The 16,154-nt window shown below is 41.6% G+C and carries 14 protein-coding genes; 6 read left to right on the top strand and 8 right to left on the bottom strand.

Annotated elements, in window-relative coordinates; translation table 11 throughout:
• Positions 1-149 precede the first annotated feature (149 nt).
• A complete protein-coding gene (locus tag ACUXV0_RS09500; protein ID WP_446189312.1) occupies positions 150-1,238 on the top strand; it encodes a Fic family protein in 1,089 nt (362 codons plus the stop codon).
• A 31-nt stretch (positions 1,239-1,269) separates the two neighbouring features.
• Here the strand turns inward: ACUXV0_RS09500 and ACUXV0_RS09505 are convergent, their stop codons facing one another.
• A complete protein-coding gene (locus ACUXV0_RS09505) occupies positions 1,270-2,247 on the bottom strand; it encodes a phytanoyl-CoA dioxygenase family protein (RefSeq protein ID WP_446189313.1) in 978 nt (325 codons plus the stop codon).
• Positions 2,248-2,380: 133 nt separating this feature from the next.
• On the opposite strand from ACUXV0_RS09505, the gene ACUXV0_RS09510 reads away from it, so the two are divergent.
• The gene (locus ACUXV0_RS09510; RefSeq protein WP_446189314.1) at positions 2,381-3,223 is read left to right on the top strand and encodes an AraC family transcriptional regulator; all 843 of its coding nucleotides are present in this window, start codon (positions 2,381-2,383) and stop codon (positions 3,221-3,223) included.
• Between the two features lie 18 nt (positions 3,224-3,241).
• Here ACUXV0_RS09510 and ACUXV0_RS09515 read toward each other — a convergent pair whose 3' ends face one another.
• Together ACUXV0_RS09515 and nhaD are read right to left on the bottom strand one after the other, a co-directional pair.
• A complete protein-coding gene (locus ACUXV0_RS09515) occupies positions 3,242-6,469 on the bottom strand; it encodes a CRTAC1 family protein (RefSeq protein WP_446189315.1) in 3,228 nt (1,075 codons plus the stop codon).
• An 89-nt stretch (positions 6,470-6,558) separates the two neighbouring features.
• Complete coding sequence (gene nhaD, locus ACUXV0_RS09520) at positions 6,559-7,827, bottom strand: sodium:proton antiporter NhaD (protein WP_446189316.1); 1,269 nt, start codon at positions 7,825-7,827, stop codon at positions 6,559-6,561.
• A 284-nt stretch (positions 7,828-8,111) separates the two neighbouring features.
• Here nhaD and ACUXV0_RS09525 point away from each other — a divergent pair, with 284 nt between their 5' ends.
• The 3 genes from ACUXV0_RS09525 to ACUXV0_RS09535 all read left to right on the top strand — a co-directional run bounded on the left by ACUXV0_RS09525 (position 8,112) and on the right by ACUXV0_RS09535 (position 12,039).
• Positions 8,112-9,572, top strand: coding sequence for a TolC family protein (locus ACUXV0_RS09525; protein WP_446189317.1), 1,461 nt, complete (start codon positions 8,112-8,114; stop codon positions 9,570-9,572).
• A gap of 10 nt (positions 9,573-9,582) precedes the next feature.
• Complete coding sequence (locus tag ACUXV0_RS09530) at positions 9,583-10,962, top strand: efflux RND transporter periplasmic adaptor subunit (protein ID WP_446189318.1); 1,380 nt, start codon at positions 9,583-9,585, stop codon at positions 10,960-10,962.
• Between the two features lie 87 nt (positions 10,963-11,049).
• The gene (locus ACUXV0_RS09535; protein WP_446189319.1) at positions 11,050-12,039 is read left to right on the top strand and encodes an NAD(P)H-dependent glycerol-3-phosphate dehydrogenase; all 990 of its coding nucleotides are present in this window, start codon (positions 11,050-11,052) and stop codon (positions 12,037-12,039) included.
• Between the two features lie 3 nt (positions 12,040-12,042).
• On the opposite strand, the gene ACUXV0_RS09540 is transcribed toward ACUXV0_RS09535, so the two are convergent.
• The 3 genes from ACUXV0_RS09540 to greA are packed head-to-tail and all read right to left on the bottom strand — an operon-like array spanning position 12,043 to position 13,169.
• Positions 12,043-12,246 (bottom strand): dodecin family protein, encoded by a 204-nt coding sequence (locus ACUXV0_RS09540; protein ID WP_446189320.1) that lies wholly within the window; start codon positions 12,244-12,246, stop codon positions 12,043-12,045.
• A 58-nt stretch (positions 12,247-12,304) separates the two neighbouring features.
• Positions 12,305-12,694, bottom strand: coding sequence for an HIT family protein (locus tag ACUXV0_RS09545; RefSeq protein WP_446189321.1), 390 nt, complete (start codon positions 12,692-12,694; stop codon positions 12,305-12,307).
• Between the two features lies 1 nt (position 12,695).
• A complete protein-coding gene (greA, locus tag ACUXV0_RS09550; protein ID WP_446189322.1) occupies positions 12,696-13,169 on the bottom strand; it encodes a transcription elongation factor GreA in 474 nt (157 codons plus the stop codon).
• Positions 13,170-13,453: 284 nt separating this feature from the next.
• Here greA and fmt point away from each other — a divergent pair, with 284 nt between their 5' ends.
• On the top strand, positions 13,454-14,389 hold the full coding sequence (gene fmt / locus ACUXV0_RS09555; protein WP_446189323.1) for a methionyl-tRNA formyltransferase: 936 nt from the start codon (positions 13,454-13,456) through the stop codon (positions 14,387-14,389).
• Between the two features lie 8 nt (positions 14,390-14,397).
• Here fmt and ACUXV0_RS09560 read toward each other — a convergent pair whose 3' ends face one another.
• Positions 14,398-15,018 (bottom strand): hypothetical protein, encoded by a 621-nt coding sequence (locus ACUXV0_RS09560; RefSeq protein ID WP_446189324.1) that lies wholly within the window; start codon positions 15,016-15,018, stop codon positions 14,398-14,400.
• Positions 15,019-15,069: 51 nt separating this feature from the next.
• The gene (gene hemE / locus ACUXV0_RS09565; protein ID WP_446189325.1) at positions 15,070-16,089 is read right to left on the bottom strand and encodes a uroporphyrinogen decarboxylase; all 1,020 of its coding nucleotides are present in this window, start codon (positions 16,087-16,089) and stop codon (positions 15,070-15,072) included.
• Between the last annotated feature and the right edge of the window lie 65 nt (positions 16,090-16,154).

Raw genomic sequence — 16,154 nt, forward strand, 5'->3', positions numbered from 1 at the left:
GTCAAACGAAACTTAACAATTGCCACCATGAGCCGAATACACCTACTATTCAGCTCATTTATTTAGTCTTTTTGAGCCGATTATATTTTTAATCGGCTCATATTTTAGTTATTTTTGAGGCGAATAAGCTAAACTTTCGGCTCAAGGTAATGTATAACTGGCAACAAAAAGACTGGCCAAACTTTACTTATCAGGCACATACTGTGGCTGAGGAAGATCTGGAATGGGTAAATCTTACCGGAAAAAGCTCTGGGGTGCTGGATGTAATTACTACCAATGAACGGCAGGAATCTGAAATTTCATTGCTCATAAAAGAGTCAATGAAAAACGCCGAAATAGAAGGAGAATACATCAGCAGAATTGACCTTATTTCCTCTATCAAAAACAGACTAGGTCTTGAAAAGCCGCATCGGGCCATTCGGGATAAAAGATCTGAGGGGATGGGTGAGCTCATAGTTAAAGCACGGGAATCATTCAAAAAACCACTTAGTCAAAAAATGCTTTTTGACTGGCACAAATGGCTTATGAAAGGGAGCTATGGAATTAATGCCGGGCAGTGGCGAAAACACACTGAGCCCATGCAGGTAATTTCTGGAACCATAGGTAGGGAAAAGGTACACTTTGAGGCTCCGCCATCTGAGAATGTTCAGAAAGAAATGAATCAGTTTATCAGTTGGTTTAACCAATCTGAAACAGAAATTAAAAGCCCCATAACACGGTCTGCCCTGGTACATTTATACTTTGAGAGCATTCACCCTTTTGAAGATGGAAACGGGCGTATTGGCAGAATTCTGGCAGAAAAAACCTTATCCCAATACCTGGGAAAACCTGCACTTATGAGCATTTCTGCTGCTATAGAGGCAGACAAAAAGCAATACTATAACGCCTTAAAAAAAGCACAAAAGGGAAATCCCATAGACCACTGGATTAAATACTGGGCTCAGATTATTCTAAAAGCACAGGAAGACTTTTTCCTGGGCATAAAGCTCTCTGTTAAAAAGACCCGCTTTTTTGATATGCATAAAGGCGATCTTAATGCCCGTCAGCTTAAAGTGGTACGTAAGATGATGGAAACCGATGGCGAATTTGAGGGCGGAATGAATGCCCGGAAATATCAAAGCATCACTAAAACCTCTAAAGCCACTGCCACCAGAGACCTTCAGTACCTGGCCGAAAAAGGAATCTTGCAGATCTCTGGCGGTGGAAGAAGCACCCGTTATGATTTGAATTTGGATTGAGAACAGTTCTTAAACGAATGGCACAGGCCCATCACCACTTCCTCAAACCCAGCAATTTCTCACCTAACTCCGTTAATTCTGCGGTGTCATACTTCGTCTGCTCCCAGCTTCTGGGGTCGCCCGGGAAAGCATAGCCTTCTGGTGCAATGCGATTTTTCCAGGAGTTTACCCGCCATTCTTTTAGTGGCTCATTATCTTCCTGGGCGGGCATCATGGATATGTATTGAGCTATCCGCACTTTATCTTCTGACCTATTCGCCCGGATTCCGTGTGGTTCTGAGCTATTGAAAATCAGTAGATCTCCGGCTTCCAATGGCACTTTGACAATTTTATCCTCTAATCCGGTAGTATCTGGTTGAAAATGATTTCTATCTTCTGGCTGGGTCAGTTTCCAGGTATCGTAATTTCTGTAAAGCCAGGGAATACACTGAAAACCTCCCATATTTTCGTCCGTTTGATCTGCCAAAGCCAATACGCCCTGCACCTGCTGAGGCTTAGTCTCCGGGTCATAATCCCAGTGGATAAAGGCCTTGTATTCATGGCCTGGTCGCATCGGGAAATTGAGATTGGCCCTATCGATAGTCACCCAGAGTTTTTCTGTGCCCCAGATATCTACAAAGGCATCGTATACCCTTTGCATCTGACGGTTATTCCATAGATGTTGGTTATTGTAGACCTCTACCATACCCGTGCCAGCCAGTTCTTTCATCTGCATTTCTGCCCGTGGAGCGGTATACCAGGTACTTTTATCGTTTGGGTCTTTGTCTTCAAACTCCCACAGGAAAGCCGCAGTCTCTAATGCCTGTTCTCTGGGCACAGCATTTTTAATGACCACATAACCGTTCTCCCGCCAAAACTTCCATTGTTCTTCTGTAAGTACCCGTAAACTGTCAGCTGTAGCTTCAGTTCTCAGCTTTTGTGTGCTGCTTTTTGCCGTAGAAGGATTCCCCGGAATATCGGTATGCTCATTGACCGGTGCCATTGTGGCCATTGTTCTGTTTTCCATCATAGTAATATTTCTTTATCAAGATTGAATAAGACAAATTTAAGAACACCAATTCACCTGAATTTTCAGAAAAACACACATTTTTTGAACTATATTGACCAATCAATTTATTTCTAACCCAAATAAATGCATTGAAATGAAAATTGAGCTGGAACAGATCAAATCAGAGGACAAATCATTTCAATTGATGTTTAATCCTCGATTGAGTGATCTGTATTACTGGCATTTTCATCCTGAATTGGAACTGGTTTACATTGAAGCCGAGCGGGGGAAACGTCATGTAGGCGATCATATCTCCCACTTTTCAGACTCAGATTTGGTGCTGATTGGCTCCAATATTCCACATCTCAATTTTGATCACGGTATCAAAACCGACTATCGAAAGGTAGTTTTGCATCTTGACAAAGGCTTTGTGAGTGAACAGCTCCTCAAGACTCCTGAACTAAAACACCTGGGCTCACTTTTTGAAAATGCCAAATACGGAATTGCTTTGGACGGTAAAGAGAAAAAGGAAATCGGTCAACGACTTTTTGACCTGGAAAACCTTAACTCTTTTGACCGATACATTGAAATCCTGAAAATTCTGAGTGATTTGAGTCAAATCAACGAAACCGAGTTACTACACACGGAGCCTTACACGCTCCTGATCAATCAAAACGACGAAAACAGAATTCGCTCGATTTACACTTTTATTGACACCCATTTTCAAGAGAAGATTTCATTGGAAGAAATCGCTGAGGCACACCATTTTTCTCGGGAAGGTTTCAGCCGCTATTTCAAAAAACGAACAGGCTCCACTTTCACCGATTTTGTGAATCGGTACCGCATTAGTCAGGCAAAACTCATGATTGAAAATCACTGTTCTATTTCAGATACTTGTTTTGGCTGCGGCTTTGAGAGCCTTTCCTATTTTACCCGTGTTTTCCAGAAAATCACCGGAGAAAACCCCAGTGAATTTCAGCGAAGAATGAGGAGGTAGAACAGGCTAAAAAGGCTACTATTGAACCTCTTTTCCCTTCAAAGAATAGGCTTTTACAGACTCCAGATTCCTCCCAACCAGTAGCCTCCCATTCACCATTCGCATAGCCCGTACTTCTCCTGTTATATTCAGGCCGCTTTGGTACTGCGGCAGGTAGCTGAAATTCCCCTTGCCATCGTTCAGGAAAACCTGGCCATGATTAGCGGCGAGATTGCCCAGTCGCACCCTTGTTTTGAAGTTGTTGCCAGCGGCTATAAGATCCAGATCACCATCTGCATCTATATCTGTGCTTAATAAGGCATAAACCGGTGCAGCCTGAATCTGTACTGGCAGATTCTGCTTCACAAAAGTACCTCCATCATTTCTGTAATAGACCGTTTCCAGTTGACTGGCCTTTAGCACTTCTGGTTCTGCTTCAGGGAAATTCTTTAGAAGCTCTTCGGTGGTAACATTGGCATACGACTCATAGGAGTTAAAGACTTTGCGAAGCGGGAAAAGCTGATCTAGCAACTCATCTCTGCTGTAAAACGGATGACTTTTACCTTGAATATAGCAGCTCAGAATTGGGTCTTTCCGCCCGTTTTTATCAAAATCTGCGGTATATAACTCCAAGGGTTCTTCCGAGGTAGCACAGAGTTGAGAATTAAGGCCCAGATTACCCGCTATGAGATCATCATCTCCATCACCATCAAAATCTGCTACCAGCAGCTGCTGCCACATCCCGGTTTCTGCAGATAGGTTATCTTGTATTTTTTCAAAAGAAGAACCTGTATTCTTATAGACCTGCAGGCCTGTCCACTCGCCGGCAATAATCAGATCCATCTTCCCGTCCTTGTTTACATCTGTAGACACGGCATCCTTAATGAGACCGGCGGTTTCAAAACCCGGAATCTCTACAAAATCAAACCTACCACCGTTATTCTGGTACATTCTTGATGGATTATAAGCAGGATAGGTGCCTGGGAGCACAAAACCGCCCACAAAAACATCCTGATCGCCATCGCCATCAATGTCAATCAGTTCTACGCAGGAGTCGGAAAACAAATGGGGAGGAAAAGCATTATCATCTTTGACAAAATTCCCTTTGCCATCATTTAGATAAAGGCGGTTTTGTAGTAGCAAATCATTGGGTAGATACTCGTATCCGCCACCTACCACGTAGAGGTCCAGATCGCCATCGCCTTCGGCATCAAAAAACACGGCATCTACGTCTGTGCAGAGTTCCCACTGTTTAAGCAGTGCCTCGTTTGTAGCTACAAATTTTCCGTTTGGCAAACTCCTCATGAGCTGACCCGGCTGGCCTTTTCCACCGCCCAGGTAAAAGTCATATAGCCCATCTGCGTTAATATCTCCCACGGCTATGCATGGCCCCTGGTAGGTATGCATCCAGGGTAATAATATCTGTCTGTTAAAATCATTAATGGGTATTTGCTCATGCACCATGTCCTGAAGTGCTTCTTCTGTAAAATAGGGTTTCGGGAAAGTAGATTGATATTGACCAGCCCCCTTCTTATCTATTGACATTGTGCTATTTAGCACCAAATCTTCTATGACCTGATACGTACCATCCGGGTAGATCAATTCCAGCTTTTGCGGAGCAGCCATACCCAAACCAAAGTGCACCGGCCCATCATAACTACTCTGAAAACCATGCACAGCCGTAAATTCACGATACTGCTTTTGATCTCCGGAGGTGAGAATCATTTTTACATTTAACCTCTCTGTTGATTTCCCTTTCAGGTCAATTTTGATGTAGTTTTTTCCCGACTCACTTTCATTAGCGTGATTCTCAAAAATTCCCGCAGGCTCATTGAGGTTATTGGTGATAATCTCCAGATCACCGTCATTATCCAAATCTGCATAGATGGCTCCATTGCCTATGTTTTTCTCTGTAAAACCCCATTCTTCCTGTTTGTTTTCAAACTGCAGCCCATCCACGTTTTTGAAAATGTAATTTGAAGTTCGGGTGGAAGGCATTTTATTGATGATCTCCAGCACGTTATCCTTCCCTTCTGAACGCTGCTCTGAATAGAACTTCACAAAATCGTTATTGGTATAATCTCTCAGATAGCCATTGGTAATGAACATGTCTTTGAGGCCATCATTATCAAAGTCTGCCAGCAGTGGGCTCCAGCTCCAGTCGGTATTTGAAATTCCGGCCAGCTGACCCATCTCTGCAAACCGGCCGTTCCCTTCATTTACATGCAGCATATTACGCATCACCTCTGGGTGGAAACCGTTTTTCAGCATGTTTAAGTAGCCTTCATAATTATCTGGCCCAAAAAGTAGCTTCTGACGGCGATTATCCTCTGGCAGCATATCTGCCGTGAAGATATCTGGCAGGGCATCGTTATTGACATCTGCTACATCATTACCCATACTAAAATAACTGGTGTGATCTACACGCTCGGCTATCTGATCTGTGAAAGTGCCATCGCCGTTATTGATATACAGATAGTCGCCTTCCAGGTAGTCATTAGAAATATAAATATCTATGTAGCCATCCTGATTCAGATCTGCGGTATGTATACCCAGCCCAAAACCAATGGGATTCCCTTTAATACCGGCCTCTTTACTCACATCTGTAAAGCTGCCGTTATCATTTCTCAGAAGCTTATCACCGGCATACGGGTCACGCATAAAATGAATGGCTTCCACATCAAAACGTTTAAAGTCTTTGACATTATGATTCATGATGTAAGCATCCAGATCGCCGTCTTTATCATAGTCAAAAAAGGCTGTTTGCGTAGTAAAGCCATCTTGGTCTAAGCCATATTGAGCCGCTCGGTCTTCAAACTTAAAATTGCCCAGGTTAACGTAAAGTTTATTCTTGCGTAGCTCTGGTCTACCTTCATTTCCTGAAACAGAAACATAGATATCTTTCAGGCCGTCGTCATTTATGTCAATGATACTTACGCCCGTTTTCCATTCCTGATTCCAGGTAATTCCCGAGCCTTCCGTTTTGTCTTCAAACTTAAGTTCACCCAGGTTTTTGTACACCTTATCTGCTCCCATATTGGCAGTAAAATAGAGGTCTACCAGGCCGTCATTATCAAAATCTGCGGCTCCTACCCCACCTCCGTTGTAGAAATACTCGTACAGAAGCACATTTTGCTCATCTGTTTCTTCAATTTGATTCACAAAGTCGACCCCAGAAGCAGACGCAGATATTTTTTGAAATAAGGTTTTCTCTTTGCCACAAGAGGCCAAAAATAGAATCAATAAGGGTAGTAATACTTTTTTCATAATAGCTTTAAAGTACTAATGTAGTTATTCTTACAACAAAAAAGACTCTGATTTCTCAGAGCCTCTTTTCGTTTATTTCTTTTCAATTCCTAGTTTGGAAACATTAGAAGGTATACCCCAATACCAGCGAAGTAACCTATCAATGCCAACCAGGAGATTTTCTTTACATACCAGAAGAAATTGATCTTCTCCATTCCCATGGCTGCCACACCAGCTGCCGAACCGATAATCAAGGCAGAACCTCCGGTACCAGCACAGTAAGCCAATAGCTCCCAGAAACGGTCATCTGTAGGGAAAGTACTTAAATCATACATCCCCATTGAGGCCGCTACCAGCGGTACGTTATCTACAATCGATGATAATAAACCGATCAAAGTCACGATCACTGTTTGGTTGCTGATATTGTCTGATAACCAACCAGCGAGCCCTCTAAGCACACCTTCAGTCTGTAAGGCAGAAACTGCCAAAAGAATACCCAGGAAGAATAACACCGATGGCATATCTACCTTCTCAAGGGCCTTATAAACAGAGTAATTATTTCTAAAATGCTCTTCCTTGTTTTTCAATAAAAGCTCTGTAACTAACCACAAAACACCTAAGGCTAAAAGCATCCCCATGAACGGAGGCAAGTGCGTAACAGTTTTGAAAATAGGCACAGAGATTAAGCCACCGATACCCGTAAAGAAAATGATGTATTTCTCTGCCTGTGTTTGATGGCCTTCACCATTGCTAAACATCTTTTTAGGTAATTCCCCTTTAAGACTTGGCGTAAGAAAAAGGAGTGGTACCAACATACATACTAAACTAGGTACTATTAACGTAGTGATCACATTTGTAGCCGTTATCTGACCACCAATCCAAAGCATCGTGGTAGTAACATCACCCATTGGTGACCAGGCACCACCGGCATTTGCAGCCACAACGATAATACCTACAAAAACCAGTTTCAGTTTCTGATCCTCTATTAGCTTCTTCACAAGTGTAACCATTACAATTGTGGTGGTAAGGTTATCTAAAAGAGCTGATAAAAAGAATGTTAGAATACAGATTATCCAAAGCAATTTAGTTTGGCTTCTGGTGGTAATTCTATCTGTAATGATATCAAAACCGTCATAAGTGTCTATCAATTCTACAATGGTCATAGCACCCATTAGAAAGAATAAGATACTTGCAATTTCACTTAAATGATGAAGCAATTCCTCATTCATGTGATCAGGATCATGGCTCATAAAGGCCACCACAGTCCAGCATAATGCTCCCGTTAAAAGAGCTGAAGAAGACTTGTCAATTGAAATATTGTGTTCAAGAACTATCCCCAAATATCCTACTACAAAAACCAGAACTAAAAGTGCTACCATTAGCTAATTCTTAAATTATGTTTGTTTTAAATCCGCACAAAAATAGAAATCAAAACGTGCCTCACAAACTAATATTTGGCTCTGCTTTCAATAGTGAAAAACAAGTATTGAATAATACTAATGCACCCAATGTCATTTCAAACGAATTCTGCCATTCATCCATTTTTCCTGAATTTAGACAGTCCATATACCCCATTAATTCATTAAATCTGCCGCTTATCCCTTTTCAATGAAGTGCACTCATGAATCTTAACTAATATTGTTTCAAGAAAACGGCAACGCATATGAAGAGAACCCTACTCTCTCTCCTATTTTTATCTGGTATTACTAGCCTTTCGATAAGTGCTCAAACGCAATTATCAGGGGCAGATGATGGTATCGGATATACTCTGGAAGAATGTATAGATTACGCACTAGACCATAATATTGCTTTAAGACAAGCAGAACTGGCTATTGAAAACAGCCTGGTAGGTCTTAACCAATCTAAGGCCAATGTGCTTCCATCTGCCAATGGTCAATTTGGGCTCAACTCCAATTTTGGTAGAAACATTGACCCGTTCTCTAATGATATTGTAACACAAAGTATCTCAACCAACTCCATGGGTGTGGGAGCCAATATGCTTCTGTATAATGGGTATCGCCTTAAGAACACAATTGCAAGAAGTACTTTGGATCTTGAAGCTTCGAGAATGGATCTGGCAGCCCAAAGAAATAATATTTCGTTACAAATAGCCGTAGCATACCTCAATGTCATTTCTTCAAAGGAAATGATAAACGTGGCTGAGAAGAATATTGAAGTGACACGCCTACAGCTGGAGAGAACTCAGAAGATGGTAGAAGCTGGTTCTTTGGCAGAAACAAACCTTTTCAACCTAAATGCCCAGTTAGCCAATGACGAGCTTTCTTTGGTAAATAGTCAAAATCAGTTTGAGACTTCAATTCTTACACTTAAACAAGCCATGAATCTTACTGACAACAGGCGTTTTGATGTTGGAAAAATAAATGTTCCTGAGCCTGATTTGCAGCTTTATCCCGAATCTCCACAGCAGGTTTATGAAGCCGCAATCAACTATTTACCAGAAATAAAAGCCGCTGAAATTCGTGAGGAAATGGCTTTGAAAAATATTCAAATTGCAAAAGCTGTAGGGCTACCCTCAGTATCAGCAAACGTTAGTTGGGGTACTGCCTTCTCCACTGCTGCCAAAAACCTTGTACCGAATGGCTTTGACACTCAAACGGTCTCTGCTACTACGGTTTTTGACGGTCAAACTGTTCCGTTTACCATCGACTTTCAGCAGCCTGCTTTTACACAAGAGAATATTCCTTATTTCAGCCAACTGGGGAATAACCAAAGCATGAATGCCGGTATTAGCATGCAAATCCCGATTTTTAACGGTTTCAATAAGAAGTACCAGATGCAGTCTGCCAAAATCCAGCAAATGCAATCTGAGCTGACCACCGAAAATACTTTACTTGGTATTCGTCAAAATATTGATCAGGCCTACATCAATATGCAAAATGCTGCCAAAGCCTATTCTGCTAACCTGGTTCAAGTAGATGCTTTGCAAAAGGCTTTCGTAGCAGCAGAGTCAAGCTATAATGCCGGTGCTTCAAATTTTGTGGATTATAACCTGGCCAAAACCAATCTGGATCGTGCCCAAGCCAATCTTATTCAAGCTAAGTACGATTATATCTTTAGAATCAAAATATTGGATTTCTACCAAAATAAACCTCTAGAACTCTAAACTATATCTCATGAAAAAGAAATCAAATAAAACCTGGATTATCATAGGAGCTGTGGCTCTGGCCTTTGTAGCCTTCTTGATCTTAGGCAAAAAACTGGGTTGGATTGGTAAGGAAGAAACTGCCAAGGTGGAGTTCACCAAAGTAGAGCGTAAAAACCTGACAGAAACAGTTTCTGCCTCGGGGAAAATCCAACCTGAACTGGAAGTGAAAATTTCACCGGATGTTCCTGGTGAGATCATCGGGCTTTATATTGAAGAGGGTGACTCTGTAAAGAAAGGTCAATTGCTTCTCAAAATTCAGCCTGAGAACTATATCTCGGTAGTAGAAAGATTTAGAGCTGGGGTAAACCAGGCAAAAGCCTCTGCCGAGCAATCTAAATCTCAAATTGCAAGAGCAGAGTCTCAGATGTTAAGATCTGAACTGGATTATAAAAGGCAGCAAAAGCTTCTGGCAGACAAGGTAATTTCTGCCTCTGAGTTTGAAGTAGCGGAAACAAATTACAAGATTGCTAAGCAAGATTTAGAAGCTGCTAAAGCCAATTATTCCGCTGCTGAATACGCTATCAGAAGTGCAGAGGCAAGTCTAAAAGATGCAAGCGAGAACCTGAGAAAAACCAATATCTATGCTCCAATGAGCGGCATAGTTTCTAAACTAGATGTAGAATTAGGTGAGAGGGTTGTTGGTACTTCACAAATGGCAGGTACCGAGATGCTTCGCATAGCCAACCTAAATGATATGGAAGTTCGTGTGAATGTCAATGAAAACGATATTGTACGCGTGCAACGCGGTGATACGGCAATCATTGACGTGGATGCCTACGGTAGCCTAAACAAAGAGTTTAAGGGAATCATCACTCAAATAGCGAATACCGCAAACGGTAGTGGAAATCTAACGGCCAATGCCAACTCCACAGAGGCGGTAACAGAGTTTGAAGTAAGAATCAAAATTCTTCCAAACTCATATCAGGATCTATTGGCCACGAGCAGATATCCGTTTAAGCCAGGTATGACTGCCACTGTAGATATCATCACTGAAAGAAAAGATAATATCCTGACTGTACCTATAGCTGCAGTTACTACCAGAACCGGTAATGAAACAGAAGGAGAAGAAGGACCAGGCAACCCTAACGATATGGGATTAGGAGCCAATGATGATGGACCTGAACAGGCAGAAGAGGAGGTGAAAGAAATTGTTTTTGTCAATGAGGGCGGTAAAGCTAAAGCCAAAGAAGTAACCACAGGAATCACAGATACCCAAGCTGGTTCAATTGAGATTCTAACCGGCCTCTCTGAAGGAGATGAAATCATCTCAGGACCTTATATTGAAGTCTCAAAAAGACTGAAAGATGGCAAAGCCGTAGAAGGCAGAAAAACTGAAGAAGAAGAGTAGAAAGTTGATACAAAATTTTGGATACTAAAGAAAGGAGGCTGCATAGCCTCCTTTCTTTTTATCTTTGTGCAGACTGAAAAAAACACGATGAAAATTACGGTTATAGGAGGAGGAAGCTGGGCTACCGCTATTGTTAAGATTTTATCTGAAAACAGCGGGATTAAGATTAAATGGTGGATGAGAAACCACGAGGCCGTAGATCATATCAGAAAACACCACCATAACCCTAAATACCTCAGTAGTGTTGAGTTTCATCCATCAAAAGTAAAAGCATATCACCAAATCAAAGAGGCCTTCAAAGGCACCAATATGGTGGTACTCGCCGTACCTGCTGCATTTCTTTCTGAAGCATTAGAGGGCCTAACTCCTGATCATTTTGAAGGTAAAGCTGTGATATCTGCCATCAAGGGAATGATTCCCAAGAAGCATCTTCTCATCACCGATTTCATCAAAGAATCTTTCGGAGTTCCTTTGGAAAGGCAAGCAGCCATAGCCGGCCCTTGTCATGCCGAAGAGGTAGCAGCTGAAAAGAACTCCTATTTGACTATTGCCTCACCTGATTTAGGCCTGGCCGAGCAGTTTGCAGCTCTTATGGATTGTAGATACGTTAGGGCTTCGGCCATTACTGACCTATATGGAGTAGAATACGCTGCAGTAATGAAAAATATAGTGGCTTTGGCCTGTGGTATTACGCACGGGCTCGGTGCAGGTGATAACTTTCAGGCGGTGATGGTTTCTAATGCCATGTTGGAGATTAAACGTTTGCTCAATGCCGTATCTCCGGCGGAAAGGGAAGTGAGCTCATCTGCTTATTTAGGTGACTTACTGGTAACTGCGTACTCACAATTCAGTAGAAACAGGGCATTCGGAAATATGATTGGCCGCGGTTACTCCGTCAAATCGGCTCAACTAGAAATGAATATGGTAGCAGAAGGGTACTATGCGGTAAAAAGTATTTTTGAGCTCAATAAAGAATGGCAAATAGAAATGCCAATTACTCGTTTTGCACACGCCGTTTTATACGAAAAAAACTCCCTGAAGAAGGAGTTTAATTCGTTAAGAAAAAATCTGTTTTAAGTCTTATCCGTTTACTCTGAAAGAAAGATTACAAATCACTCCATAGCTAGAGACTTTCCCATCTTTTACATGGGCTTTGATATCTTTTACATAAACTGAATCGATGTTATGGATTGTCTTAGAAGCTTCAGTGACTGCATTTTGTATTGCATCTTCAATACTCTTCTCTGATGAAGAAATCAGCTCTATTACTTTTACTATTGCCATGATTATTGTGTTTAATTGTTGTACTTCCTAAGATATCATTTTTAGGCACATTTCCCAATTAAATGTTTGCTCTGATGGCATCAGCAATCTCTCCCAGTTCTTCCTGACTAAGCTTTAATTTGCTATGAAAATTCATATCTGCCATACTATTCATCGGGATCAGATGCACGTGTGCATGAGGTACTTCCAGCCCTACTACCGCTACGCCAATCCGTTTACAAGGTATAGTTTTCTTCAAAGCAGGCTCTATACTTTTGGCAAAAGCCATTAGCCCCATATAGGTCTCCTCGTCCAGGTCAAATATATAATCGACCTCCTTTTTTGGGATAACCAATGTGTGCCCTTTGGCACAAGGAAACACATCAAGAAAAGCCAAAAAATCATCATTCTCGGCTATCTTATGAGCTGGGATTTCACCTAATACTATTTTTGAGAAGATAGAGGCCATATTACATTCCTATTTCTACGATGTCCACCTCTACAATACCTCCCGGTGTCTGAATTTCAGCTGACTCACCAACTGCTTTACCTAGCAATCCTTTGGCAAATGGAGAGTTGATAGAGATTTTACCTTCCTTAAGATTTGCCTCCTCTTCTGCTACCAAAGTATAAATCATCTGTGCACCATTCTTTTTGTTTTTGATGGTCACTTTATTCATTAAAGACACTTTAGAGTTGTCTATAGCCGACTCGTCAATGACTCTGGCATTTGCCAGCAAATTTTCAAGCTTTGAGATCTCGGTTTCCATTAGTCCCTGAGCATCTTTAGCTGCGTCATATTCCGCATTTTCAGAAAGGTCTCCTTTGTCTCTTGCTTCAGCTATCTGACGTGCAATATCCTGACGTCCTTTGGTCTTCATGTCCTGAAGCTTATTCTTTAGTTTGTCGTACCCTTCCTGTGTGTAATATTGATATTTTGACATATCTGTAAAATGTTAATCTACTGTACTTAAAAAAAATTTCCCTCAGCCTTTAGCAGAGGGTAGAAAAAAAAAGAACGGCGAAAATCGACCGTTCCATTGCATCTTGTATTTAGATAAATGAAACTATCTCATTCTCGATAATGGTCCAGAAATGTTTTGGTTCTCGTTCTCATTTTCAAACTATGAAAACCAAAATTACAAATTAATCTTGTCATCGCAATATCCTAGGAAATAATTAAAGCGGCTTTATTTCATAGCTTTGCAGCAAAATACAAGGGTTTCTGATGAGAATAATTTTTATGGGCACACCAGACTTTGCTGTAGAAAGTCTGAAAACTTTGGTGGAGAATAATTGTGATGTAGTAGCGGTCATTACTGCACCCGATAAGCCAGCTGGCCGTGGTCAAAAGTTACGTGAAACGCCTGTCAAAAAATACGCAGTTAGTCAGAACATACCCGTTCTCCAGCCTCCGAAATTAAGGAACCCTGAGTTTCTGGAAGAACTAAAATCTTTCAACGCAGATTTACAGGTAGTGGTGGCCTTCAGGATGCTTCCTGAAGTGGTCTGGGATATGCCTACCAAAGGCACATTTAATCTTCACGGTTCATTACTACCGCAATACCGTGGTGCTGCACCTATTAACTGGGCCATTATCAATGGCGAAAAAGAGACCGGAGTTACTACTTTTTTCATTGAGAAAGAAATAGATACAGGTCATATCATGTTTAAAGAAACACTTCCAATTCATGAAGATATGGATGCCGGTGAATTGCATGATCAAATGATGGTTTTAGGTGCCAATTTGGTTCTGAAAACTGTTAGAGCCATAGAAGAAGACAACTACCCTCAAATACCACAGAATGAGCTTTTTGAGAGTTCTGAAGAATTAAAACCTGCACCAAAAATCCATAAAGAAACCTGTGAAATTGACTGGTCAAAAAACACGCAGGATATTTATAATTTTATCAGAGGCCTGAGTCCTTACCCCGCAGCCTGGACTAGCCTGAATGGCCTGACTTTGAAAGTTTTCAAAGCCGAAAAAACGGAAGAGCATTTTGATGATGCTATTCTGAAGGAACCTACACAAATAGCCACTGACGGCAAAAACTATCTGGCTTATAAAACGGCTGATGGTTGGCTAAAAATTACTGAATTACAGTTACAAGGCAAGCGTAGAATGGCCGTGGCAGACTTCCTTAGAGGCTATCGGTTTGATTAATGGCTAATTTAGTAAGGCATTGCCTTTGCTAATTGACGAAGGTTCTCATTCCCAAGTCTGGCAGGAGTATCCATTCCGCTGGTGGGTCTGTTACTTACCTCCTCTGTCCAAACCGGCCCTTTTAGTGCTCTATCGTAAATCGTAACGTTGGTGAATGTTCCGTCTCTTGAAGGTATTCCAAAGCCCGGCAAAGAAACATTCACCTCTGTAGAGCCTACGAGTACGGCATCTACATTTAGAATTTCTGCTAATCTCGCAGGGTTGACTCTATTGATATCTGAAATCCTGATTCCGGCAGCGGCTAATTTCTCATTGGTTTGCGTAAAATCCTGGATAACCTTCACAAAATGACCTTTCTCTACTTGCTGAGCCAGATACTTGAAAAACTCTTTTTGCTGATCCAGCCCTGCCAGACGCTGTTGCTCTTGCCAGTAAGCCTCATCGGGTCTCATTCTGCTTCTGGTAGGTCTTGACTTATAAGCCTCGTTAAATTTTACGGTAAAAGGTAAAACGGCCAAAACTTGATGCTCCTCGGCCAGATAAGCATATTCTGAAGCAAACGGAGATTGTGAAACACAACCTGTTAGCAAAACGAACAGGCAGAGTACAGAACTTATTTTAGCGATCATAGTCATTGATTTTAATATCTATTAAACGCAAATGACCCGACTTTATTTAATCTACCAAGCCTGAACGGTTTCAATAAAGTACTTTACCTTATCCGGATCAGTATCAGGATAAACACCATGACCCAGGTTTGCAATATACTTTTGCTTTCCGAAAGACTCCATCATGGCAGAAACATGCTTTTTGATCTCAGGTTTTTCTGCGTATAACACACAAGGATCCAGATTACCTTGAAGTGTTTTACCAGCTATCAATTTCCTGGATTCAGCGATATTCATGTTCCAATCGAGCCCCACTACCTGACAGTCTAACTGACCGATCTCTTCTCTGGCAAAGTAAGCACCTTTAGCAAACACCGTAACCGGCACTTCCTGAATGGCCTCACAAATCTGCCCGATGTACGGAGTGGCAAACTCGCTGTACTGCTGAGGTGATAGTATACCAGCCCAGCTATCAAATACCTGAATCAGGTTAGCTCCGGCAGCTATTTGGGCTTTCAGGTAGGTGATAGTGACGTCAGTAATTTTTTGAAGAAGCGTATGTGCAAGCTCTGGCTGGGTGTACAGCATTTTCTTAGCCTTTGAGAAGGTTTTAGAGCCTTGACCTTCTATCATATAACATAAGATAGTAAATGGTGCCCCGGCAAAACCTATCAATGGCACTCTTCCTTCTAAGCCTTGTTTGGTAAGCTTAATGGCTTCAATTACATAACTGAGTCTGTCCTCTATATCTGTAACGTTCAAAGCCTCAATATCAGCTGCAGTTTTGACAGTTTTAGGAAATAATGGGCCCTTTTTCTCCACCATTTCGTAGGGCAAATCCATCGCCTCTGGCACCACTAAAATATCTGAAAAAATGATGGCGGCATCTACTCCAAGTATGTCTACAGGCTGAATGGTCACTTCAGCAGCCATTTCTGGGCTTTTAGCCAGGTTTATAAAACTGCCTGCCTTGGCTCTTACCTCACGGTATTCTTTGAGAATTCTACCCGCCTGACGCATGGTCCAAACTGGTACACGTTCTACTTTTTCGCCGCGTGCTGCTCTGAGCAGCAAATCATTTTTCAAATTCATGCCGCAAAAATAAGGGTTCTTGGTTCAATTAAGTCTGCTCCTTTACTTTTTATCCACTTCATCAA

It is taken from the genome of Jiulongibacter sp. NS-SX5 (assembly GCF_052828545.1).